Source organism: Devosia nitrariae, assembly GCF_030160115.1.
GTDB lineage: Bacteria > Pseudomonadota > Alphaproteobacteria > Rhizobiales > Devosiaceae > Devosia > Devosia nitrariae.
In genome coordinates, this window is record NZ_BSNS01000002.1 from 377,619 (window position 1) to 399,930 (window position 22,312).

General features: G+C 64.0%; 21 protein-coding genes and 1 other RNA gene. 5 read left to right on the forward strand and 17 right to left on the reverse strand.

The window, feature by feature from the left end; genetic code table 11:
* Positions 1-11 precede the first annotated feature (11 nt).
* Entirely contained in the window at positions 12-920 is a 909-nt protein-coding gene (locus QQK18_RS02485; RefSeq protein WP_379994563.1) for a dienelactone hydrolase family protein, read from the forward strand.
* Between the two features lie 96 nt (positions 921-1,016).
* Here QQK18_RS02485 and QQK18_RS02490 read toward each other — a convergent pair whose 3' ends face one another.
* A complete protein-coding gene (locus QQK18_RS02490; RefSeq protein WP_284338690.1) occupies positions 1,017-3,419 on the reverse strand; it encodes an EAL domain-containing protein in 2,403 nt (800 codons plus the stop codon).
* Between the two features lie 261 nt (positions 3,420-3,680).
* On the opposite strand from QQK18_RS02490, the gene QQK18_RS02495 reads away from it, so the two are divergent.
* On the forward strand, positions 3,681-4,169 hold the full coding sequence (locus QQK18_RS02495) for a hypothetical protein (protein ID WP_284338691.1): 489 nt from the start codon (positions 3,681-3,683) through the stop codon (positions 4,167-4,169).
* A 139-nt stretch (positions 4,170-4,308) separates the two neighbouring features.
* Here QQK18_RS02495 and recR read toward each other — a convergent pair whose 3' ends face one another.
* From recR to QQK18_RS02520, 5 genes are all read right to left on the reverse strand, one after another.
* Entirely contained in the window at positions 4,309-4,905 is a 597-nt protein-coding gene (gene recR, locus QQK18_RS02500; RefSeq protein WP_284338692.1) for a recombination mediator RecR, read from the reverse strand.
* A gap of 71 nt (positions 4,906-4,976) precedes the next feature.
* The gene (locus QQK18_RS02505) at positions 4,977-5,300 is read right to left on the reverse strand and encodes a YbaB/EbfC family nucleoid-associated protein (RefSeq protein ID WP_284338693.1); all 324 of its coding nucleotides are present in this window, start codon (positions 5,298-5,300) and stop codon (positions 4,977-4,979) included.
* Positions 5,297-7,033 (reverse strand): DNA polymerase III subunit gamma/tau, encoded by a 1,737-nt coding sequence (locus tag QQK18_RS02510; RefSeq protein ID WP_284338694.1) that lies wholly within the window; start codon positions 7,031-7,033, stop codon positions 5,297-5,299. Before QQK18_RS02510 ends, QQK18_RS02505 begins: the two co-directional genes overlap by 4 nt.
* A gap of 120 nt (positions 7,034-7,153) precedes the next feature.
* Positions 7,154-7,249: signal recognition particle sRNA small type (gene ffs / locus QQK18_RS02515), an RNA gene on the reverse strand.
* Positions 7,250-7,318: 69 nt separating this feature from the next.
* Complete coding sequence (locus QQK18_RS02520) at positions 7,319-8,149, reverse strand: prephenate dehydratase (protein WP_284338695.1); 831 nt, start codon at positions 8,147-8,149, stop codon at positions 7,319-7,321.
* A gap of 234 nt (positions 8,150-8,383) precedes the next feature.
* Here QQK18_RS02520 and QQK18_RS02525 point away from each other — a divergent pair, with 234 nt between their 5' ends.
* Both QQK18_RS02525 and QQK18_RS02530 read left to right on the forward strand, forming a co-directional pair.
* Positions 8,384-9,172: a c-type cytochrome gene (locus tag QQK18_RS02525; RefSeq protein WP_284338696.1), complete on the forward strand. Its 789-nt coding sequence runs from the start codon at positions 8,384-8,386 to the stop codon at positions 9,170-9,172.
* A gap of 75 nt (positions 9,173-9,247) precedes the next feature.
* On the forward strand, positions 9,248-10,186 hold the full coding sequence (locus QQK18_RS02530; protein ID WP_284338697.1) for a 2-hydroxyacid dehydrogenase: 939 nt from the start codon (positions 9,248-9,250) through the stop codon (positions 10,184-10,186).
* On the opposite strand, the gene QQK18_RS02535 is transcribed toward QQK18_RS02530, so the two are convergent.
* Together QQK18_RS02535 and QQK18_RS02540 are read right to left on the reverse strand one after the other, a co-directional pair.
* On the reverse strand, positions 10,183-11,115 hold the full coding sequence (locus tag QQK18_RS02535) for a bifunctional helix-turn-helix transcriptional regulator/GNAT family N-acetyltransferase (RefSeq protein ID WP_284338698.1): 933 nt from the start codon (positions 11,113-11,115) through the stop codon (positions 10,183-10,185). The genes QQK18_RS02530 and QQK18_RS02535 overlap by 4 nt on opposite strands.
* 106 nt (positions 11,116-11,221) lie before the next feature.
* On the reverse strand, positions 11,222-12,568 hold the full coding sequence (locus QQK18_RS02540) for a leucyl aminopeptidase family protein (RefSeq protein ID WP_284338699.1): 1,347 nt from the start codon (positions 12,566-12,568) through the stop codon (positions 11,222-11,224).
* A 203-nt stretch (positions 12,569-12,771) separates the two neighbouring features.
* On the opposite strand from QQK18_RS02540, the gene QQK18_RS02545 reads away from it, so the two are divergent.
* The gene (locus QQK18_RS02545; protein ID WP_284338700.1) at positions 12,772-13,500 is read left to right on the forward strand and encodes a tetratricopeptide repeat protein; all 729 of its coding nucleotides are present in this window, start codon (positions 12,772-12,774) and stop codon (positions 13,498-13,500) included.
* A gap of 56 nt (positions 13,501-13,556) precedes the next feature.
* Here QQK18_RS02545 and QQK18_RS02550 read toward each other — a convergent pair whose 3' ends face one another.
* From QQK18_RS02550 to QQK18_RS02590, 9 genes are all read right to left on the reverse strand, one after another.
* Positions 13,557-14,549, reverse strand: a complete 993-nt coding sequence (locus QQK18_RS02550; protein WP_284338701.1) for a type II secretion system F family protein — start codon at positions 14,547-14,549, stop codon at positions 13,557-13,559.
* Positions 14,550-14,555: 6 nt separating this feature from the next.
* Entirely contained in the window at positions 14,556-15,530 is a 975-nt protein-coding gene (locus tag QQK18_RS02555; protein WP_284338702.1) for a type II secretion system F family protein, read from the reverse strand.
* 14 nt (positions 15,531-15,544) lie between these two features.
* A complete protein-coding gene (locus QQK18_RS02560; RefSeq protein WP_284338703.1) occupies positions 15,545-17,023 on the reverse strand; it encodes a TadA family conjugal transfer-associated ATPase in 1,479 nt (492 codons plus the stop codon).
* A gap of 7 nt (positions 17,024-17,030) precedes the next feature.
* Positions 17,031-18,302, reverse strand: coding sequence for a CpaE/TadZ family protein (locus QQK18_RS02565; RefSeq protein ID WP_284338704.1), 1,272 nt, complete (start codon positions 18,300-18,302; stop codon positions 17,031-17,033).
* A gap of 18 nt (positions 18,303-18,320) precedes the next feature.
* On the reverse strand, positions 18,321-19,766 hold the full coding sequence (locus QQK18_RS02570) for a type II and III secretion system protein family protein (protein ID WP_284338705.1): 1,446 nt from the start codon (positions 19,764-19,766) through the stop codon (positions 18,321-18,323).
* A 13-nt stretch (positions 19,767-19,779) separates the two neighbouring features.
* Complete coding sequence (cpaB, locus tag QQK18_RS02575) at positions 19,780-20,739, reverse strand: Flp pilus assembly protein CpaB (RefSeq protein ID WP_284338706.1); 960 nt, start codon at positions 20,737-20,739, stop codon at positions 19,780-19,782.
* 221 nt (positions 20,740-20,960) lie between these two features.
* On the reverse strand, positions 20,961-21,464 hold the full coding sequence (locus tag QQK18_RS02580; RefSeq protein WP_284338707.1) for an A24 family peptidase: 504 nt from the start codon (positions 21,462-21,464) through the stop codon (positions 20,961-20,963).
* A 94-nt stretch (positions 21,465-21,558) separates the two neighbouring features.
* Positions 21,559-21,741: a Flp family type IVb pilin gene (locus tag QQK18_RS02585; RefSeq protein WP_284338708.1), complete on the reverse strand. Its 183-nt coding sequence runs from the start codon at positions 21,739-21,741 to the stop codon at positions 21,559-21,561.
* Between the two features lie 88 nt (positions 21,742-21,829).
* Positions 21,830-22,036, reverse strand: a complete 207-nt coding sequence (locus QQK18_RS02590) for a Flp family type IVb pilin (RefSeq protein WP_284338709.1) — start codon at positions 22,034-22,036, stop codon at positions 21,830-21,832.
* Positions 22,037-22,312: the final 276 nt, after the last annotated feature.

The window sequence follows — 22,312 nt, forward strand, 5'->3', positions numbered from 1 at the left end:
AGGGAGGAACCATGATGACCGATAAGCAAGCACGCGAGACGGGCAGTGCGCAGGCACCCGCGATCACCCAGGAGATGATCGCGCTCTATGACGACTACACGCATCTTTCGCTCGACCGGCGCAAATTCATGGACCACTTGGCCAAGCTTGCCGGTTCGATGAGCGCAGCGACGGCCGCGGCGACGCTGATGGCGGCCAACGCCCATGCCCAGGGGCTGGTGGCTGAGGACGATGAACGGCTCACAGCCGAGGACGTGACCTATCCGGGAGTCGGGGGCGAAATGCGCGGTTATCTCGTCACTCCCAGTGAAGGCGGGCCGTTCGGCGCGGTCATCGTCGTTCACGAGAACAGGGGGCTCAACGCCCATATCCGGGACGTGACGCGGCGCATGGCGCTCGAAGGTTTCATCGCACTGGCACCCGACTTTCTCTCCCGCCTCGGCGGTACGCCCGAGGACGAGGACGCGGCGCGCGCGCTCTTCGGAGACCTCGATCCAGCGGGCGTTGCCGCCGACGGGGTCGCCGCCATCGACTACCTCCAAGGCCTCGATAATGCCAACGGCAAGGTCGGCGCGATCGGCTTCTGCTGGGGCGGCGGCACGGTCAACAGTCTCGCGATTGCCTCACCCGAGCTTGCAGCGGGCGTTGCCTATTACGGCAGCCAGCCGGCCGCGGAGGACGTGCCCAAGATCGAGGCACGGTTGATGCTGCACTATGCGGGGCTCGATGATCGCATCAACGCGGGCATCGCGGCCTACGAGGACGCGCTGAAGGCTGCTGACGTCGACTATCAGCTCTTCATATACGAAGGCGTCAATCACGCCTTCAACAACGATACGAGTGCAGCCCGCTACGATGCGGAAGCCGCGGAGCTGGCCTGGCAACGCACGGTGGATTTCCTGCGCGAGACCCTCGCCTGACCGAGTTTGGAATGAGAGCTCCAGACGTCGTTCTTGTCGCGCGTTCCGGCTTTTTATGGTGTCGCGGATTGTTCGCGAAAGGCCGGAGCATCCGCTCTAGCTTGCCACAAGGCGCATGACCGGCAGGGGGTCGGCCAGCGAGCGGCTGCGCCCGCTGGTGACAGCGGCGAAGTCGCCGATCGGGCCGGGGCGGCTGAACAGATACCCCTGGATCTCGGCGCAGGCTTCATGGCGCAGGAATTCAAGCTCCTCCTCGCGCTCGACACCCTCGGCGACGACGGGCAGCTTCAAACCACTGCCAAGACCGAGGACGGCGCGCACGATTGCAGCCGACTGGTCGGAGCGATCGACCGAACGAATGAACGACTGATCCATCTTTATCCTGTCGAAGGCGAAGGCGCGCAGGTTGGCGAGCGAGGAGTAGCCCGTGCCGAAATCGTCCATGGCGATCCGCACGCCCAGAGCCTTGACCTCATCGAGCGTGGCGATGGTGCGGGTCAGGTCGCGGATGAGGGCGGTCTCGGTGATCTCGATCTCCAGCCGCCTTGGGTCGAGCCGGGTTTCCTGCAAAACAGCGCGCAACCTGGCCACAAATCCCGGCGCATGCAGCTGCACGGGTGAAACGTTGACAGCGATCGTAACCGTGTTGGCCCAGCCGGCCGCCTCGGCGCACGCCTGGCGCGTGACCCAGTCCCCAATGTTCAGGATCAGGCCGCACTCCTCGGCAACGGGAATGAAGGTGGATGGGGCGATTTGTCCGCGCGTCGGATGTGTCCAGCGTACCAAGGCCTCGAAACCGGTGACCTCGCCCGACTGCACGTTGACCTGCGGCTGGTAGACGAGCGAGAATTCGCCGCGCGCCAAGGCATTGCGCAGGTCGTTCTCCAGCAGGCGCTTTTCGCGCACGGCTACACCCATCTGCACTTCGAAGAACCGGTAGACGCCGCGACCGTCCCGCTTGGCGCGATAGAGCGCGGTATCGGCGTTGGCGACCAGCATGTCGGCGGTGTCGGCATTGTCGGGAAAGAGGGCAACGCCGATGCTGGCCGAGAGGGGGGCGCCCGAGTGCGAGCGAGCATTGTGAGCGCGGAATGCTTCCAATATGGCCTCGGCGATCCTGCCCGCTCTGGCCAAGCCGTCGATGTCGGGAATAATGATGGCGAATTCGTCACCGCCAAGGCGTGCGCAGGTCTGGCCCTCCTCCAAAACGCCTGCAAGACACTCGCCGACGACTTTCAGCATAGTATCGCCCGCCGCATGGCCGAACAGGTCGTTGACCTCTTTGAACCGGTCGAGATCGAGGCAGATGACGGCGAACCTCTGCCCCAGCCGCCGGGCATTTGCAACTTCCCTCAGCAACTGGCGGTTGAACGTGGCGCGGTTAGCAAGACCCGTCAGCGGATCGTGATGGGCAAGGAAGCGGATTTGCTGCTCGTCTTTCTTGCGGGCACTGAGATCGCGGATGGCAATAGCGCTACGCAATTCGCCCGCGAATTCCACCGGCCGCAGGATCGCCTCGATGGGTATTCTGCGGCCTCGGGCGTCGGCGAGTTCCGTTTCGATGCGCATGTCGGGGCGCGCCAGGAGCTCGGCCAGCGCCGTGCGAGCAAAGAGTTCATCGAGAGGACATCCAGCTATGTCGACATCCGCGGCACCGATCATGCGCAGGAAGCTGGCATTGGCCGTGACCACACGCCTGTCGTCGGTGATGATGAGGCCTTCGACGGCAGCGTCGGCCAAAACGCGCATACGGTCGGTTTCGCGGGCGGCCCGACGACGTTCGTGCAGATCCAGCATCAGACCGCCGAGGGCGAGGCCAACGATGAGGATGCCGGCAATGCCCACGGCCAGGGATAGATTGGCGGGTGTCGCATCGCCCTCGGTGACTATGGGATAGCAATTGTCGAGATTGGCCGCCCCCATGGCGGTAAAATGCATCGTGACAATGGCGAGGGTCATCACGCCGGCCGCGCCCGTCCGCCAGGCCTGGCCGGGCCGCCAAGCCGAGAGCGTGAACGCTGCCGAACCCAGCACCATCCCGAGGATGATCGATGCGGCGAGAAGCGCGGGATCCCAGCCGATGCGGCCGCCGACGATGAGCGCGGCCATGCCGGTATAGTGCATGGCTGAAATGCCGAGGCCGGCGACGGCGCCGCCAAGCGCGAGATCGGACCTGTGTTCGCCAATCGCCGCGATCCAGAGGCCTCCCCCCACGATGCCTATGGCGATGATCAGCGACGAAGCCGTGACAAGCAGATCGTATCCGACCGCCATGTCGGTCCGGTAGGCGAGCATAGCGATGAAATGGGTGGACCAGACGCCGAAACCCACGGCGACCGCCGCCACGGCCAACCAGACATAGCGGGCCTTGCGGGAATTTCGGCGGGCATGATGGAGGATGCTGATGCCGGCGAATGCGGCCAGGGCGCAGATGACACCGGCGAGCACGACAAGGCGCAGATCGTGCTCGAACAGCAATGTATGGATAGTCGCGTACACGCGCGTCCCCGAATACCTTAAGTGAAATGAACCGGCGCCTTGGAGGCAGTGCACAAACTGCTCTCGGCCCAGCGAAAACACCATTAGTCGGCACGGTGCGTTAAGGTCGTGTGAGAGGGATGCTTACAATGCGGGATATTCACAACATCCTATCTGCCCCTTGCGGCTGGCGGCTCTCGGGTGGATGATGGCGATACCAGCCCGGCTCGCGGACAACGGCTCGGCGCGACGCGGGAGGCATGGGCGACGAGGAGATACGCCATGAGCCAGCCGAACCCTCGACACGGCACTCTGCTGCCGCAGGTGAGCGATATCGACGACGACCCGCCAGGGATCGCCCTGCCGATCAGCCAGAGCGAAATCGAGGATCTGCTCTACAACGACGAACGCCCGATCGACGAGCGGATCGACCGGCTGCGCGAGATGCGCGAGGAGGCACTGGTACAGGCCTCGGCGGGCGTGCGGGGAGGAGATGCGCGGGGGTTGCTACGCGAGTTGAACCGGGCCATCGACATGTTATCCGCCGATGAGCAAGAGGCCGACGAGACTGCCGATTTCGCGGCGCTGGAAGTCGCGTACGAGGTCGATCCTGCCGACCATCTCGACACGCTTTCGCCCGATGACGAGGACGGGAGGATGGCAATCGAAGGCGACGGGCTCGATACGACGGCCGAGGACGAAAGTGTATCGCGCAAAGAGCGGCTGGCGGCCGGTGGCCGTGAGAGAGGCAACGGGCACCTGCGCCGCTAGAGCGGGATGCGAAAAAGTGGAAACCGGTTTTTCGCGAAGAATCTCGCGACAGAAGCTTAGAGCGCGCGATTTGATTCCATCAGACCGCGTCGCGCTCCAGAACGTCTCCCGTTCTTAGAGAATCGACTCTTCAAAATGATTAGAGCGCGGTCCGCGCCTTCAGCGCCTGGCTCAGCGTACCTTCGTCGAGGTAGTCGAGCTCGCCACCGACCGGCACGCCGTGGGCGAGGCGGCTGACTTTAACGCCGGTGCCGGCGAGGCGATCGGTGATATAGTGCGCCGTGGTCTGGCCTTCGACCGTGGCGTTGACGGCCAGCACGACTTCTGAGAACTGCGGAGCGCGGGACACGAGCGCATCGAGCGACAGATCCTCGGGCCCCACGCCATCGAGCGGCGAAAGAACGCCGCCCAACACGTGGTAGCGCACGGCGCCGACACCTGCCCGCTCCAGCGCCCAAAGATCGGCGACGTCCTCGACAACGATCAGGAGACCGGATTCGGCACGGCGTGGGTCGGAACAGATGCCGCACGGTGAGCGAGTATCGACATTGCCGCAGACCTCGCAAATGACCACTGCCGCGACGGCGCGGTCGAGGGCCGCCGAAAGCGGGATCATCAATTGATCCTTCTTCTTGATGAGGTGCAGGACGGCACGACGGGCCGAACGCGGTCCCAGACCCGGCAGGCGCGCCAGGAGCTGGATCAACTGCTCGATCTCGGGTCCGCTGTTGGACATGACTGCCGCGTGGCGCCTCTAGAGCGGGATGCGAAAAGTGGGAACCGCTCTGATCTCGAACGGAGAAAGCTCTAGAACGGGAACTTCATGCCCGGCGGCAGCGGCAGGCCCGAGGTGAGTTCGCCCATCTTTTCCTGCATGGTGGCCTCCGCCTTGGCCTTGGCGTCATTGAAGGCCGCAACGATGAGATCCTCGAGCACCTCGACGTCGTCTTCCCTAAAAAGCGACGGGTCGATCTTGACGCCCTTCATCTCACCCTTGCCGGAAAGCGCAACAGTGACGAGCCCGCCCCCGGAGCGGCCTTCAACGGTCATTTCGGCGAGCTCGGCTTGAAGGGCATCCATCTTGCCCTTCATCTCGCTCGCAGCCTTCATCATGCCCATCAGGTCTTTCATATGTCGTCCTCTTCGGGGTCTGGCGGCAGGTCGGCCGGGATGCCGGCCAACGGATCGTCATCGCGCACCTTCACGTTGACCAGCTTGGCGCCTGGAAAAGTTTCGAGGATCGCCTTGACCAACTCGTCGTCGGCGGCCGCGTCGCGCGCTGCTTCCCGCTTCTGGTCGGCCAACTCTCGCAAGGTCGGCCCGGTGGCCGCCTTGCTCGACACCATCACCAGCCAGCGCGCGCCAGTCCAGGTCTGCAGCCGGGCGGAAAGGGTCGAGATGATGCCGGGATCGGCGCCTTCGCGCAGCGCAACTTCGATGCGGCCCGGGCTGAACGAGACCGGCCGCATGTCGGCTTCGAGCGCGTGCCTGACCAGAAGATCGCGCTTGGCGACGGCAAGAGCGATGAGTTCTGCATAGCTATGCGGGTTGGCGAGCGCCGGCTGCGGCACCGGTCGCGCGGCCGCTTCCACCTCCGCGGCGGGAGCCGGTCCCGGTGCTTCGATGCGCAGAGCCTGCGGTCCGCCGCCCCCGCCATTGGGACGGCCAACGGGCATGGGTTGCGCAGCGGCAGCAGGCGCCGGCTGGTTGGAAAGCCGGGCAATCACCTCGGCGGGGCTCGGCAGGTCGGCGGCATAGGCGAGACGCACCAGCACCATTTCGGCCGCTTGCAGTGCATTGCCGGCGCGCGCCACCTCGTCAAAGCCCTTGAACAGGATCTGCCAGGTGCGGCTCAGAGCGCGCATGGGCAGCCGTCCGGCAAGGTCGGCGCCGCGCGTGCGTTCGTCGGGGGTCAAGGAAACGTCGTCGGCAGCAGCCGGTACGACCTTGATGCGAGTGACGAGGTGGGTGAAGTCGGCGAGGTCGGCAACGATCGTCTGCGGATCGGCGCCGGCATCGTAGAGGCCGCGCATGGTTTCCAGCGCCTCGCCAACACGGCCGGCCATCAGGCTTTCGAAGAGGTCGATGGTTCTGGCGCGATCACCGAGACCGAGCATGCTCTTGACCGTCTGCGCGGTGACGCGGCCATCACCATGAGCGATGGCCTGATCGAGCAGCGACTGGTTGTCGCGCACCGACCCTTCTCCGGCCCGCACGATCATGGCGAGCGCCTCGGGCTCGTACTCGATGTTTTCCCTGGCGAGGAGATCGACGAGATGAGCCGTCATCACCTCGGGGGTCACGCGCCGCAGGTCGAAGCGCTGGCAGCGCGAAAGGATGGTGACGGGAACCTTCCTGATCTCGGTGGTGGCGAAGATGAACTTCACATAGGGCGGCGGCTCCTCGAGCGTCTTCAGGAGCCCGTTGAAGGCCGCCGTCGAGAGCATGTGCACCTCGTCGATGATGTAGACCTTGAAGGGCGCCGAGACGGGGCCGTACTTAACGGAATCGATGATCTCGCGGATGTCGTTGATGCCGGTATTGGAAGCCGCGTCCATCTCGACGACGTCGACGTGCCGCCCTTCGATGATCGCCCGACAATGGATGCCTTCTTTTTCGAGGTCGAGGGTCGGATGGCGTCCGTTCTCGTCCTCATAATTGAAGGCGCGCGCAAGAATACGGGCGGTCGTCGTCTTGCCGACGCCGCGAACGCCAGTAAGGATGAAGGCGTGGTGGATGCGGTTCTGTTTGAACGCGTTGGAGAGTGTCTGGACCATGGCGTCCTGACCGATGAGCGTTGAAAAGCTCACCGGACGGTATTTACGCGCCAGGACCAGATAGGGCGAGGTCACAGCGTCAGCCATCCTGCCCCTCTACTACGCTGGTGTTGGAGAATCTGCCTGTTGGCCATGTGGGCACTATAGGCACCATCGTGCGGTTTTCGAACCGCAAAGCGCTATCCACCTGTGCAGAAAACGCGAGAGAGTAGGAGGCTGGCAACGACCCGTGAAGGTCTCGTTGGGGCTGCTTCCTTCCGGACCTGACCCGGTTGGCGAGGAACACGTCCGCGCCAACCTCCCGCGACCTATATGGCCAAGGAATGTGGCGATGGCAAGGGGGGCGGGGCCAATCGAATCTCGCTGCACGATTCACCGCGGCTCGGCGGCGTAGTACACCCCCAGCACTTTGAAGTGGTCGGTGAAGAACCCCAGTTCCTCGAAGGCGTGCTGGACGCCGATATCGTCGGGGTGGCCCTCGATGTCGGCGTAGAACTGCGTGGCGGTGAAGGAGCCGTCGACCATGTAGCTTTCGAGCTTGGTCATGTTGATGCCGTTGGTGGCAAAGCCACCCATGCCCTTGTAAAGGGCGGCCGGCACGTTGCGCACGCGAAAGACAAAGGTGGTCTTGACCTTCTTGCCGTTGCGTTCGGCCTGCGTCTTGTCGCGCGACAAGACGAGGAAGCGCGTGGTGTTGTGTGCGGCATCTTCGATGTTCTCGGCCAGGAGTTCGAGTCGATAGATACGCCCGGCAAGACGCGAAGCAATGGCGGCGACCGACCTGTCGCCCTTGGCCGCGATTTCGCGGGCGGAGCCCGCCGTATCGACAGCGCTGATCGTCTTCAACCTGTGCTCTGCGATGAACTTGCGGCATTGGCCCAGCGCCACCGAAAGCGACTGAACGGTCTTGATGTCGGCAAGCTTTGCGCCGGGCACGCCCAAAAGGTTCATCTCGACCCGGAGGTACGTTTCACCGACGATGAAAAGTCCGCTTTCGGGCAAGAGGTGGTGGATGTCGGTGATGCGGCCATAAAGCGAGTTTTCGACTGGCACCACGGCGAATTCGGCCTTACCGGACTGCACCGCGCCGATCGTCTCCTCGAAGGTGACGCAGGGCAGGAACTCCTCGCCGGCAAAGACATTTTCGGCGGCCGCGTGGCTGAAGGCTCCCGGTTCCCCCTGAAAGGCGATGCGTCTGGCCATGTGCTTGCGACCTCCTGGCGTTTGCGGCTCTAATGACCCTCAGTAGGCATTGAGTCAATGCGGGCGAGAAGGCGCCGGGGGAATTGTCGCACCCGCAGACTGGGATGTTGCGTGCTGAAAGCCTTGCAACTATCTTGCGCGCGCGTCGGGACCCTGGTTGAGGCAGAATCCCCAGTATCGCCGGGATGTTAACGGGGCCTATCAAGCGCAGGGGCAGGCTGGCAGGAAGACCAAATGGATTCGTTCGAGCTAAACAAGATCATCGGCGCAGTGCTCGGCACACTGCTGTTCGTCATGGGCGTGGGCTTCCTTGCCGAAGCCATCTACCACCCGATCGAGGACCGCGGTCCGGGTTATAATCTTCCCGAGCCCGAAGGCACCGAAACGGCTGAGGCGCCCGCCGGCCCGACGGTCGAACCCATCGCGGTGCGCCTGGCGGCGGCGAGCTCCGAGCGCGGCGCGACGGCCGTGCGCAAGTGCCAGTCTTGCCACAATTTCGGCGAGAGCGAAGGTCACAAGACCGGTCCGGTGCTGTGGAACACGGTCGGCCACCCGATCGGTGGACATGAGGGCTATTCCTATTCCGCCGCGCTCCAGGAGCGGAACGCAGCGGGCGAGACCTGGACCTATGAGAACCTCGACGAGTGGCTCGCAGGTCCGACGACTTTCGCGCCGGGCACCAAGATGACGCTCTCGGTCTCCAGCCCCGAGGAACGCGCAGATATCCTGGCCTATCTGCAGACCCTGTCGGCCGAGCCCGTTCCGTTCCCCGAACCCGAGGCCGCGTCCGAAGGTGCAGCCCCGGAAGGTGCGGATGCCGCGGTGCCGGAAGGTGAAGACGTGGTGGAGCCGGCCGAAGCGCCTGCCACCGAGGATGTGACCGAGCCGCCGACCGAAACGCAGACCGAGACGGATGTCGAAGGCACGCCGACCGGCGACAATCCGGCCGCCGGCGGAGAGGCGGCAACGCCGACCGAGGGCGAAGGCACAGCGCCGGACGAAACCGCGCCGCAATCCAATTAGGCCGGTCGTATAACGCTAGTCGAACAGTCGACGGGCCGCATGCAGCATGCGGCCCAGTTCATTTCGAGGATCCCCATGCTGCTGCTCCACCTATCCGATGTCGATGAGGCCAGTTGGGCGGAGCGGATGCGCGCGGCCCTGGCACCTTATCCGGTGGTCAGGCGCGGCGATGCGTTCGATCCGGCTGACATCGCCTATATTTTCGTGTGGAAGCCGAAGCCGGATGCATTCGATGGTCTGGTCAACCTGAAGGCGATCCTGTCGTTGGGCGCGGGCGTCGACGCGCTCCTGCGCAACCCGGCGCTGCCCGACGTGCCCATCGTCCGGTTCGTCGACGAAGACCTCAGCCAGCGCATGAGCGACTATGTGGTGGCACAGGTGACCATGCACCACCGGCTCTACACGCGCTTCCGCGCCGACCAGAAAGCGAGGCGCTGGAGCCAGCTCTATCCGCCGGCGGCGAGCGAGACGACGGTCGGGATCATGGGGTTCGGCGTATTGGGCGAGGACGCGGCGCGGCGCCTTCTCGCGCTGGGGTTCAGCGTGCACGGGTGGAGCCGGTCGCCCAAGGCCATGGAGGGCGTGACCTGCTTTGCCGGGGCCGATGAGTTCGAGGCTTTCCTTGCCGGCACCGATATCCTGGTCAACCTGCTGCCGTTGACACCGGAGACGGCGGGCATCCTCAACTACGAGACCTTCTCGAGGCTCCGCCGCGGCAAGCTCGAAGGTGGGCCGGTTATCGTCAACGCTGCGCGCGGCGGCCACCAGAAGGAGGCCGACATCGTGCGAGCGCTCGAGGATGGGACGCTTGGGGCGGCGAGTCTCGATGTCTTCGAGGTCGAGCCGCTGCCGGCCGAGAGTCCCCTTTGGGACATCGAGAATTGCTACGTCACTCCGCATATCGCCGCGATCTCGAGCGAAAAGACGGGGGTCGTCTATTTCTCGAGGATTATCAAGGACCACGAGGCGGGCAAGCCGCTCATCAACGTCGTCGACCGGGCGCGCGGGTATTAATTCTCTAGATCCAGCACCCAATACTGACCGTTGAGGTCGGCACCGAACGACTGGTGCCTCTCGTCGCGCGCAAGGGTGAAGCCGGCAGCCTGGTAGATCTTGCGGGCCGAGACGAGGCAATCCTGGGTCCACAGGATCATGCGCCTGTATCCGGCATTGCGGGCAAATTTAACGGCGTGGTCGACGAGCATGCCGCCGATGCCCTTGCCACGGAAAGTCGGCTCGACGTAGAGCATGCGCAGCTGGGCAGTCTTCTCCTCGCCGGCGGCAGGGACGACGAATACGGATCCGGCAACCTCGCCATCGAAATCAGCGAGCCACAGGGCCTTGGGCGGAGTGGCGGGCGCGTCTTCATAGTCGGCATAGATGCGGGCGATCAACGTTTCGAACTCGCTGTTCCAGCCGTATTCCTGGTTGTAGAGGAGCGCCTGACGGTAGGTGAGCCAGCCGAGTTCGCCGATGCGGTGTGGCCTAAATGCAAGCGGCCCCTTTTCGGGGGAACCCGAGAGGAGCCGCATCACGAGCTTCATTGCCTGCACAAGCCGGCGGCGGCCGCTGCGGTCGAGCGGCTCGAGGAGTCCCGCGGCCGCTTCATCGCTCATGATGTTGAGGCGGGCGCAGGTCTTGTCGCCATCTGCGGTCAGGGACACCCTGCTGCGCCGGCGGTCGTCATCGCCCGGAGTGATGTAGACCTGGTCCTGGTCCACCAGGCGCCACAAGAGCCGGCTGACTTGACCCGGATCCATTCCCAACTCGCTCGCCAGTTCACTGCCCGATGTCGCACCGCGTTTGCCAATCTCATGGATCATACGCGCTTCGCTCAAGGTGAAGCGGGTGCGATGCATGCCTTCCTCGAGGAGGCCGATGATGCGGGTGTAGAAGCGATTGAACCGCCGGACAGCGGCGATGTCGTCGGTCTGATCTGACATGGGAAGCTCCGGAGAACCGAATAGTTGACAACTTCAACTATCTCGTTGTCAGAGTCAACAATCCTAATCTATACGCTTCCTCGAGCGAAGGCCGCTACCGTGTGGCTCAGCCGTAGCGCTTCTTCAGCACCCCGTAAACGGCACGGATCCCCTGGTCCGTACCACCGACCGGCCGGGCTGGGCGGGCTTCCGGTGCCCAGCCGAAGATGTCGAGATGAGCCCAGGCTCCGGCATTGGCGACGAAGCGATTGAGAAAGAGCGCGGCAGTGACCGAGCCGGCAAAGCCACCGGTCGCGGCATTATTGATGTCGGCGATCTGGGACGAGAGCATGCTGGCGTAGGGAGCCCAGAGGGGCATGTGCCAGAGCGGGTCGTCGGCGGCCGTGCCAGCAGCAACGAGGTCGCGCGCGAGCGTCTCGTCGCTCGAATAGAGCGGTGGCAGATCGGGTCCGAGCGCCACGCGGGCGGCACCGGTCAGCGTCGCCATATCGAGGAGAAGCTCGGGGCTCTCCTCATCGGCGAGCGCCAGGGCATCGGCGAGGATCAAGCGACCTTCGGCGTCGGTGTTGCCGATCTCCACCGACAGGCCCTTGCGCGAGGTCAGCACATCACCCGGCCGGAAGGCGGTGGCGGAGATGGCGTTCTCGACGACCGGGACAAGAACACGCAGGCGCACTCGGAGCCCGGCGTCCATGATGGCGTGGGCAAGCCCGAGGACGTTGGCCGCTCCGCCCATGTCCTTCTTCATCAATAGCATTCCGGCGGCCCCTTTGATATCGAGCCCGCCAGTGTCGAAGGTGACGCCCTTGCCGACGAGCGTGACCTTCGGATCGTCGGCCCTGCCCCAGCTCATATCGACGAGCCGCGGCGCTTCGCGCGCGGCGTGGCCGACGGCATGGATCATGGGGAGATTGGCCGTCAAGAGATCCTCGCCCGCCGAGACCCTGACCTCCATGCCGTGGCGGGTGGCGAGGGCGCGGACTTCCCTTTCCAGCGCGTCAGGACCGAGATCGTTGGCGGGCGTGTTGATGAGGTCGCGGGCGATGAACGCCGCCTCGCGCAGACGCGATACCTCGCCGGCGTCGGCATCGTCCGGCAGGTCGAGTTCGGGCGCCGGTGTGCCTTTGCGGTAGCGGGTGAAGCGATAGGCGCCGAGCGCGAAGCCCAGCGCCGCGTGGGTTGGGTCGCCGTAGGCGCCGTCGAGCCGGTAGCGCCCTTCGGGCAGAGCCGCGGCGGCAAGGCCGGTGACCATTGCAGGGCGGTCCGCCGCCTCGCCGAGACCAAAGAGATACCCGGCGATGGCACCGTTGTCGCCAGGCAGAGGCAGGAGACGACCACGCTGACCTGAAAATCCATTGGCCTGCGCCCAGGAGGCCTCTGCGCCGGTGACCCCGGCAGATGCGAGAGCCCCCTCCTCGACGCAGGTCACGGGCACAACGGCAGGCTGAGACATGGAAGGTCCTTTCGTCAAAGCGGCAAACACCTGTAGCGGCGACAAGGCCAGCGAGCAACCAGCCACAGGCGGCGTTTTAACCGGCTGTTAAAGTTAATGATTTATTGCAAAGTGTCGGGAAGCCAACGGCTGCCCAGATTCTGGAAAGACGGTGGGCCAGCGTGTTGGAGCGTAGCCACAAGAGTTTGCGGAAGCTATTGATTGTGGGCGTTGCGGCACTGGCGCTCTCGGCCTGCGCGACGACCAACCGCGCAAGCCTGCCCTCGCCCGACTATTCCGGCATGCCGCGTGGGGAAGCCCTGGCGGCGCTGGCCGAGCTCACCCAGCGCTACAAGGCCGATCCCGGCAATCGCGACATCGCCATCCATTATGCCGCGGCGCTGCGCGCGCAGAACCAGACCGCCCAGGCTGTCGCCGTGCTGGAGACAGGGGTACGCGAGCACCCCGCCGACGTCGAGATGCGCGTCGCCTATGCCAAGGCACTGACCGCCGATGGCCGGTTCGACCAGGCGCTCAATGTCGTTGACGGCGCCATCCGCCCCGAGGCGCCGGACTGGAACGCGCTTTCCGTCAAAGGCGCGGCGCTCGACCAACTTGGACGTAACGCCGAGGCCCGACAGTTTTACCAGCAGGCGATGGTTATCGCGCCGGGCCAGCCTTCGCTTCTGGCCAATATGGGCCTCTCCTACGCCATGACCAACGAGCTGATGTCCGCCGAGCATTATCTGCGGCAGGCCGTCGCCATGCCCGGCGCGACGAGCCGCATCCGACAGAACCTGGCGCTGGTCGTGGGCTTGCAGGGGCGGTTCGACGAAGCCCGCACGATCTATGCGGCCGAGCTGCCGCCCCAGGAGGTCGAGGCCAATATGGCCTATGTGCGCGCCCTGCTGACCCAGCAGAACCGTTGGGACCGGATAGCTGGCGGGCAATAGCGGACTGTCGCCACTTTCAAGATTGGACGGCGGGGCACACTTGCACTGGGCCGCCCTCAGCCCGTAACCGATCCGGAGAATACCGTGATCATGGCCGGCGCCATGATGACGATGAAGAGCACGGGCAGGAAGAAGAGGATCAGCGGCACGGTCAGCTTGGGGGGCAAGGCAGCCGCCTTCGTTTCGGCTGCCATCATACGCGCCTCGCGACCCTCCTCGGCCATGACGCGCAGGGCTTGGCCGACGGACGTCCCATATTTGTCGGCCTGGATGAGGGCTGTCATCACCGAGCGCACGCCGTCGAGGCCGGTCCGCTTGCCCAAATTTTCGAAGCCGCGGGAGCGGTCGTCGAGGAAAGAGAGCTCGGCAGTCGTGAGCGTGATCTCCTCGGCAAGCTCCGGGCTCTGATCGCCGATCTCCTTGGCGACACGCTTGAACGCATGTTCGATCGACATGCCCGATTCGACGCACAGGAGCATCAGATCGAGGCAGTCGGGCCAGGCGCGGCGGATGGATTGCTGGCGCTTCTGCGTGCGGTTCTTAAGCATCAGCGGCGGCAGGTACGAACCGACGATGCCCGCGCCGATCGCGTAGGCGAGGTTGAGGTAGAGCGGCCGGTCGCCGGGCAGCACGAACAGGAGGTAGACCGCGGCGATGGTCAGGACGCCGAAGGGCGCAGCAAAGCGCATGAAGAGATAGGTGGTCAGGTGTCCCTGGCCGCGATAGCCGGCAGTGGCAAGCTTGTCGACGGTGTTCTCGTCCTGGAAGGCTTTGCGCAGAGAGAACCGTTCAACGATGTTGCGCATATAGTCCTTGGTCTCGGCACCCCGGCGGATGCTGCCGCGCTCCTGCTCGGCGCCGCGCAGTCGGGACATCTCCTGCGCACGCAGCTTCTCGCGCTCGAGGGCGACCCGGCGGATGCGGGTCTTCATCTCGGACCGCCCGATGAGGCTTGAGCCGAAGGTGAAGACCACGGCGGCCGCCGAGATCGCCGCGAGGAGGGCGATGAGGAAGTCCCGGTTGGCGAAGCGCTCGATGAAATCCACCACCGTCTCCTAGAAGTCGAACTGGATCATGCGGTTCATCACGAAGATGCCGATGGCGAGCATCACGCCGGCGACACCCAGCCAGACATTGCCGATGAGCGTCGACCACAGCGGTTCGAGATAGCGCGGCGAGACCACCGTCACGAGACCGGCAACGACGAAAGGCAGCGAACCGATGATGCCGGCGGAGGCCTTGGCCTCGGACGACATGGCCTTGATCTTCAGCTTCATCTTCTTGCGGTTACGCAGCACCCGGGCAAGGTTGCCGAGCGCCTCGGAGAGGTTGCCGCCTGCCTGTTGCTGGACGGAAATGACCACGACGAAAAAGTTGACCTCCGGCAGGGGTACGCGCTCGAGGAGCACCTGCACGGCTTCGGTCGTTGAAAGGCCAAAGGCCTGCTGGTCGAGAATCCGCTGGAATTCGGAGCGGACGGGCTCCTTGACCTCCTTGGCCACCAACCGGATGGTGTCGTTGAGCGGCAGGCCGGTCTTGACGCCGCGCACGATCGCCTCGACCGCATTGGGCAACTCGTCGAGGAACTTGTCCTGGTAGCGCCGACGCCGCCGCGCGAGGTAGAGCCTGGGCAGGAGATAGCCGCCAGCAATGCCAAAGACGGCGGCAAAGTACAACGGCACCTGCACGAGCACCAGCAGCACGAAGAGGACCACGCCGAAGATGATGCTGTTGCGGATGAAGGCGCGCGGCTTGATGTTCATGCCCGCCTGGTAGATGCGGTCGGCGAGCGAGAGCCGGCGCCGCCGCTTCTGCTCCTCGCTCTGGGCCTTCAACACCTCCTGGACGGACTTGCGGCGCTCGTCGCGCGTGCGCGCCACCGCATTGTCACGCCGCCGCGCCTGAATGTCGCCCTGGAACGCCTTGCGGCGCTTGGCGGCGCGATTATCGCCCAGAAGCGAGGGCACCAGCGCGAAACCGGCAGCGCCAACCGTCAGGATCACGAGGAAGGCAAGAAGCAGGGTGTTCATCGTGCGTCCCCGCCTCAGCTATCGAGCAGCTCGCGCTGCTCCGTGTTGGATTTCTCCAGCGCCTCGACGAGATTGGCTTCTTCGTTGAAGTAGCGGGCGCGTTCGGTGAACTGCGGCTTGGTGATGCCGGTCGAGCGGTGGCGGCCGAGGAGATTGCCGCTGCCGTCTTCGCCGAGGATGTCGTACATGAAGACGTCCTGGGTAACGATCACTTCGCCTTCCATGCCCAGCACTTCAGAGATGTGCGTGATGCGGCGGGAGCCGTCGCGCAGGCGCGCCGCCTGGACGATCACGTCGATGGACGAGACGATCATCTCTCGGATGGTGCGGGAGGGCAGCGAATAGCCGCCCATGGTGATCATCGATTCAAGGCGCGAGAGCGCCTCGCGCGGCGAGTTTGCGTGGAGGGTACCCATTGAGCCGTCGTGGCCGGTGTTCATGGCCTGCAGGAGGTCGAAGGCTTCCGGGCCGCGCACTTCGCCGACGATTATGCGCTCGGGACGCATGCGCAGGCAGTTCCTGACGAGGTCACGCATGGTGATCTCGCCCTCGCCTTCAAGGTTGGGCGGACGGGTTTCGAGGCGCACCACATGCGGCTGCTGGAGCTGCAGTTCCGCCGAATCCTCGCAGGTAATGACCCGCTCGTCCTTCTCGATAAAGGCGGTCAAACAGTTGAGCAACGTGGTCTTGCCTGAGCCGGTGCCGCCCGAGATGAGGACGTTGGCGCGCACGCGCCCGAGGATGCGCAGCACCTCGGCGCCCTCGGGCGAGATCGACCCGTATTTGACGAGCTGGCCAAGCGTCAGCTTGTCCTTCTTGAACTTGCGGATGGTGAGGGTCGCGCCATCGATGGAGAGCGGTGGCGCGATGACGTTGACGCGCGAGCCGTCGGGCAGGCGCGCGTCGCAGATGGGAGAGGACTCATCGACCCGGCGACCGACCTGGGAAACGATGCGCTGGCAGACGTTCATCAGGTGCGCGTCGTCGCGAAAGCGCACATTGGTCAGCTTCACCTTGCCGCCGACCTCAATGTAGCACTTCTGCGACCCGTTCACCATGATGTCGGCAATGTCATCGCGCGCGAGCAGCGGCTCGAGCGGACCATAGCCGAGGACGTCGTTGCAGATATCCTCGAGCAGGTCCTCCTGCTCGGAGATCGACATGACGATCGACTTCAGCGCGATGATCTCGGCGACGATGTCGCGGATTTCCTCGCGGGCAGCCATCTGGTCCATGGTGGCGAGCTGGGAGAGGTCGATGGAATCTATGAGCGCATTGAAGATAGCCGACTTGGTCTGGAAATAATCCTTGTCGCGCTGGGCATCGGCCGGAGAGCGTACGTCGACGACTTCGTCGGAACGGCCTCGGTTGACCGGCGACTCTGGCGCTTTATAGCTCTCGGTCCGCTCCGGGCGCGGCGCGGCAGGCGCGGATTTGCGTGGCTCGGGCGCTGCCGGCGTGTTGCCACCAAAACTCGTGCGCTTACCAAACATGGTCTACTCAAGCCCGCTTCTTGAGGAAGGCAGGCAGTCGCATTCGGCCGGTCCCGCGTGCTGTCGCCGAAGTTTCCTGACGCCCGGTGACGCTGAGGCCGATGGTGCGGAACACCTCGTTGATCTTGTTGGTCGCAGCGATCTCGGCGATCATTTGCCCATTGTTGGCGGCCGTCCCGAAAAGCGCGGCATCGAACGGGACCTGGCCAACGAGCTTGCATTCTATCGATGTGGCGAACTCGCTGGGCGAAATCTCCGGCCGCCGCGGCATGCCGAGCTTGTTGATGACAAGCAGCGGATCGGCCTCGGTCGGACGCAGCGCCTTGATGGTGTCGGCAAGGTTCTTGGCGTTGCGTAGACTGGCAAGATCAGGCTCGGCGACGATGACGATCTCATCTACGGTCGCGATGGTGTGGCGTATCCAGGCGGTCCAGGCATGGGGGATGTCAAGGACCACCACAGGTGTCGAGGATTGGCACATCTCGACGATCTGCTCGAACTCGCGCTCCTCGAAGTCGTAGGTGCGATCGAGCGTGACCGGAGCGGTCAGGAGGTTGATGTGATTGGCAGCCTTGCTCATCAGGCGGTCGAGCATTACCTGGTCGACCTTCTGGCTGGCGAGAACGGCGTCGGCAAGGCCGTGTGGGGGATCCTGATTGAAGTTGAGCCCGGCGGTACCGAAAGCAAGATCGAGGTCGAGCACCAGGCAGTCCTGCCGCATGCTTTGCGAGATCGACCAGGCGACGTTGTGGGCGAAGGTCGAGGATCCCGCCCCGCCCTTGGCCGCGACGAACCCGATGGTGCGTCCGATCGGCTTGGCGTTCTCGGAAGCAAAGATCTCGCTGATGGCGTTGACGATCGACTGGGCGGTGTCGGGGAGGACAATGTATTCCGAGACGCCCGAGCGGATGAGATCGCGATAGAGGACTACGTCGTTGACGTGGCCGAGAACGATGAGACGGGTCGACGCATCGCACACCTCGGCCAGGCGCTCGAGCGCAGAGCCGATCTCGTCGGGAGGCAACGTCGTCTCAACCATGATCAGGTTGGGCGTAGGGTTGGACTTATAAGTCTCGACTGCGCCCTCGATACCGCCATTATGGGTGGTGAGCGCGACCTTCGACATGCGCCGGTCGTGGATGGCGCTTTCGATGAGCTGGGCCGTCTGGGACTGCTCGCAGAAGGCCTGGATGGTGATGCGCGGCATCAGTCGCGCGCCCTGGGCGATCTCGGCTGCCGGCTCTTCGGTCTTCTCGGGCTCGGGGTTGAGGAAACTCATCTGACCAACTCCTTCGCATCAATCCAGCACGAACCCGACGGAGCCCGAGAAGCTGCCGCGCATGCCGTCACCACCGCCGACCCCATAGGTTTTCTCCATGTGGCCGAGGAAGATCGCCTCGGCATCGCTGGCGATGGCAACGCCCTCGACCGGCGTCGGAATGTAGGGCGACGGCTCGACCAGATAGGGGGTGACCAGAATGAGGAGCTCGGTCTGGGAATGGATGAAATCGCGCGAGCGGAACAGCGCGCCGAGGATCGGGATGTTGCCAAGCCCGGGCAACTGGTTGATCTGCTGGCGCACCTCGTCCTCCATCAGGCCGGCAATGGCGAGGGTCATGCCGGAATGGAGCTCGACGGTGGTCTTGGCCATGCGTTCGCGGGTGCCGGGGATGGTGATTGTGCCGGCGGAGAACGCTCCTTCCGAGCTCGGTTCGGAGACCGACGTATCGACCGCCAGAACGATCTTGCCGTTGGATTTCACCGTGGGAGTGAAGGCGAGCTTCACGCCGAATTCCTTGAACGTATAGGTGACGTTGCCATCATCATCGACATTCGTCGGCACCGGAAACTCACCGCCAGCAAGGAATTCGGCCGGCTGGCCAGAAATGGCGGTGAGGTTCGGTTCGGCGAGGGTGCGCAGCCCGCCCTGGCGCTCGAGGGCGCGCAAGGATGCTTCCAGCGCGACGTTCCCAACATTGAGGCCGACGCCGATACTGGAGTTGGCGACGACGTTGGTGGCTCCGCCGAGCGGCTGGTTGCTGATGATGCCGGTTGTCAGCCCGCCGGCGCCGATGGTGGCGGAAAGGTTGATGCCGAACTGCTTGACGGCCTCGCGGGAAACCTCGGCGACGGTGACCTTGAGCATAACCTGCTGTGAGCCATTAATGGTCACAAGGTTGGCGACATTCTCGGGTCCGCCGGCGAACTGCACGGCGACCTGGCCGGCGCGCTCGACATCGTCGCCCGAGAGGACCGTGCCCGAGAGCACCACCCGGTTGACCGAATCGTTAAGCGTTACCGACTCGACCTGAATGGCCGAGCCGGGCAGGATGCGGGCGAGTGCCGCTTCGAGCGCGCTGCCGACCTGCGACGGTTCCTTGGTCACCTTGATGTCGAGCACCGAAATGGTGCGGCCCGCCGCATCGAGAAAGAAGATGTTGGTGTCGCCCGGGCCGGTGCCTTGGACAACGGCACGGCGGGTGGACCGCATCACGGTGCCCGCCACCTGCGGCTGCGAGACGATCACCTCAGCGACGTCCGCCGGCAGATCGACGATGATCGATTTGTTGAGCTCGAGCTCAAAGGTCTTTGAGGTGCCGTAGCCGGCGACCGCCAAATGCGTCTGTTGCGCGCTCGCCGGTGCCGGCAGCGCCGCCAGAAGGAGACCCGCCAGCAGCAGGCCTGCCAGACCACGGTGGCGGCGGCTGGCGGGGGCGAGGGCATTGGCAGTCTTGAACAGCATGGTTTCCGGCACCTTACTGAACCTGGATCTCAGGTAATTGCGGGGGCGGGGCGGGCGGCGCCTCCACGAAGGGAACAGGGGGATATGCCTCGTCGGCGAACGGCGGGACAACGGGTGCAACGGGCGCCGCCTGCGCCACCACATCGCTGGAGGATTGACCGGACATGACGCTGGTTTCCCGGCCGAAGCGGATAACCCGCACGGCCTGGTTGGCCGTCTGGCGCTGCGCGATGACCGGATCCTCGCGAAAATCGGCGATGGAGCGGAGGGCGAGCGAGAGATCGCCCAACGAGTCGGCATTGATCAGGGTTTCGGCCTGCCTCGGGGTGAGCTCGAGGGTCGCTATATTGCTCTTTTCGAACACTTGCGCCTGCGGACCCTGGTTCCCCTCGGTCTCAGCCGCACCGCCTGAGGCGCCGACCTCGCCGAGGCGCTTGCCGATGGCCAGCACGCGTACGTTGGCAAGGACGACCTCGGAAATACGCCCGGCGTCTGTCGAGCGTGTCAGCAGCACGTCGACCCGGTCGTTGGGCACCACGAAGCCGCCGGCGCTCGACTCGGCGTCCACGGGCACCGAGACTCCACGCATGCCCGGAGCAAGCACCGCCGAAAGATAGCCCTGATCGGTGCGCACCAGCTTCTGTTCGCGGATCGGCTCGCCGGGGAAGAACTCGAACCTCGCCACTGCTCCGGTGAGCTCGGCCGGCGCATCGGGCATGGCGGCTTTCGTGACGTATTCAGACCGCACGGCGCCTTCGGGCCAGTCGAGCCATTCGACGGTTTGCGCCGTGAGGCGCTCGCCCATGCCGATGGCAGCCTTGGCGACCAGCACCTGGGTCCGGGCTTCCTCGCGCACCACCTCGGTGACGACGGTCCGTGGAGCCGGACTGTCGCCGCCGCGCATGACCAGGAACGCAGCCAGCAACCCAGCTACCAAGGCCACCAACAACAGAACGATCCGCGCCGGTTTCATCGACATTACTCCGGTTGAACCCCCAGGCCCGCCGGCATTAACGGGCCGCAGCCAGACGCAAAACGCCCGCTACCACCGTCGGACTATGCCTTCAAACGGTCAAAGTTTGGTTAACCGGCACTTGTGAAAGTCGGTTAAGGAGCGGTGAAGGTCTTGCAGAATGCGAACCGGTTCAGCTGGCGGCACAGGCCTCCTGGACGCATCGAGCGTCCACGCGCCGATCAAAACCCCGAGAGGCGTTCGAAGATGGCGGTATTGGAATAGGTCATCAGGCCGGCAGCGGCCAGTGCAATGCCATAAGGGATGCCCGACTTGGAATTGTGCAAGCGTTCGAGCCAAGCGTGGCGGGCAATGAACGGGGTCAAGGGCAGACGGCGCAGCATCAGGATAACGAGCGTCAGCACACCGCCGGCAAGCGCGGCATAGACGAGATAGGGCAGCGTCAGCCCGAAACCGAGCCAGAGCGTCGTGGCGGCGGCGAGCTTGGCATCACCCCCGCCGATCCAGCCGAGTGCAAAGAGCGCGAAAGCCGCTATGAGCACGACTACGGCGCAGGCCACGTGCATGGCGAACTGCTGGAGCGGCAGGTTGACGGCGAGCGCCAGCACCAGGAAGCCGGCCACCAGTAGCAGCACCAGCTTGTTGGAGATGCGCATAGTCAAGAGGTCCGTCGATGCAGCGACGGCCATGGCGAGCGGGAAGAAGAAAAGGGCTATGGTGGACATTGCGGTTCGGTGAACACTGTCTGGTTCCGGTCAATTCCGACTATAGGCCAAACCGGTAAATCATCCCGAAACGCACTCGTCAGCCAGGCGACTGCTAGAACTTCTCGTTCGCGGTATCGAATTCGGTAGCAACACTAGAGAAGAGCCCCCCGACCGGCTCACCGAGCAATGCGATCGAAGCGACCACCATAATGGCAAGCAATGCCGCCAGAAGTCCGTATTCAATTGCAGTCGCACCTGTGTCTTCACTCAGAAAATGTCGGAGCCGCGTTGCCATCGAACACCTTCCAAACTCTTCGACCAGTTACAGATCAGAAAAGGAGCCGTGGCTCCTTTTCTTTCATTGATTCAGCAGCGGGCCGAACTTACGGCGTGGTTTCTTCGCCGCTCTCAAGCGCGGACGTAGGATCGGTCAGCGTACCTGCGATGTTCTCGAAAGTAGTCGACAGGCCCGGGCCCAGAAGGGAAATCGCGGCGATGACGATAACGGCCATTAGGGCGGCGATCAGGCCGTATTCGATTGCGGTCGCGCCGGACTCGTCCTTCGCGAAGCGGGCAAAAATGGTCTTCATAGTCTCCAAAGCTCCTTGCTCACGTCACAGGTGACGTCATGGGTTCGACACGTCACTCCATCGAACTGGTGGCGACGCTAGTGGGGACGTCTTGAAATTACGTTAATCGACTTGAGCCGTTCCCGGAATTAGTTCGGCGGTTTGCGCATGGAAATCAAACAGTTAACGAAGACGGTGGCATTTTACGCAAAGCTGACCACCCCAACGCCCTCGCGCCCTATTCTTCATAATACAGTACATTTTTAGATAAATATTATTTGAACCTCTCACTCATTA

Coding starts and splice junctions, on each gene's coding strand:
- QQK18_RS02510 (WP_284338694.1), bottom strand. CDS start 7,033: ATGGCTGACGCTGTGACCTCGCCCTATCTGGTCCTGGCGCGTAAATAC.
- QQK18_RS02530 (WP_284338697.1), top strand. CDS start 9,248: ATGCTGCTGCTCCACCTATCCGATGTCGATGAGGCCAGTTGGGCGGAG.
- QQK18_RS02525 (WP_284338696.1), top strand. CDS start 8,384: ATGGATTCGTTCGAGCTAAACAAGATCATCGGCGCAGTGCTCGGCACA.
- QQK18_RS02505 (WP_284338693.1), bottom strand. CDS start 5,300: ATGAAAGACCTGATGGGCATGATGAAGGCTGCGAGCGAGATGAAGGGC.
- QQK18_RS02555 (WP_284338702.1), bottom strand. CDS start 15,530: ATGAACACCCTGCTTCTTGCCTTCCTCGTGATCCTGACGGTTGGCGCT.
- QQK18_RS02540 (WP_284338699.1), bottom strand. CDS start 12,568: ATGTCTCAGCCTGCCGTTGTGCCCGTGACCTGCGTCGAGGAGGGGGCT.
- QQK18_RS02560 (WP_284338703.1), bottom strand. CDS start 17,023: ATGTTTGGTAAGCGCACGAGTTTTGGTGGCAACACGCCGGCAGCGCCC.
- QQK18_RS02585 (WP_284338708.1), bottom strand. CDS start 21,741: ATGGCAACGCGGCTCCGACATTTTCTGAGTGAAGACACAGGTGCGACT.
- QQK18_RS02570 (WP_284338705.1), bottom strand. CDS start 19,766: ATGCTGTTCAAGACTGCCAATGCCCTCGCCCCCGCCAGCCGCCGCCAC.
- QQK18_RS02485 (WP_379994563.1), top strand. CDS start 12: ATGATGACCGATAAGCAAGCACGCGAGACGGGCAGTGCGCAGGCACCC.
- recR (WP_284338692.1), bottom strand. CDS start 4,905: ATGTCCAACAGCGGACCCGAGATCGAGCAGTTGATCCAGCTCCTGGCG.
- QQK18_RS02520 (WP_284338695.1), bottom strand. CDS start 8,149: ATGGCCAGACGCATCGCCTTTCAGGGGGAACCGGGAGCCTTCAGCCAC.
- QQK18_RS02495 (WP_284338691.1), top strand. CDS start 3,681: ATGAGCCAGCCGAACCCTCGACACGGCACTCTGCTGCCGCAGGTGAGC.
- QQK18_RS02535 (WP_284338698.1), bottom strand. CDS start 11,115: ATGTCAGATCAGACCGACGACATCGCCGCTGTCCGGCGGTTCAATCGC.
- QQK18_RS02580 (WP_284338707.1), bottom strand. CDS start 21,464: ATGTCCACCATAGCCCTTTTCTTCTTCCCGCTCGCCATGGCCGTCGCT.
- QQK18_RS02565 (WP_284338704.1), bottom strand. CDS start 18,302: ATGAGTTTCCTCAACCCCGAGCCCGAGAAGACCGAAGAGCCGGCAGCC.
- QQK18_RS02590 (WP_284338709.1), bottom strand. CDS start 22,036: ATGAAGACCATTTTTGCCCGCTTCGCGAAGGACGAGTCCGGCGCGACC.
- cpaB (WP_284338706.1), bottom strand. CDS start 20,739: ATGAAACCGGCGCGGATCGTTCTGTTGTTGGTGGCCTTGGTAGCTGGG.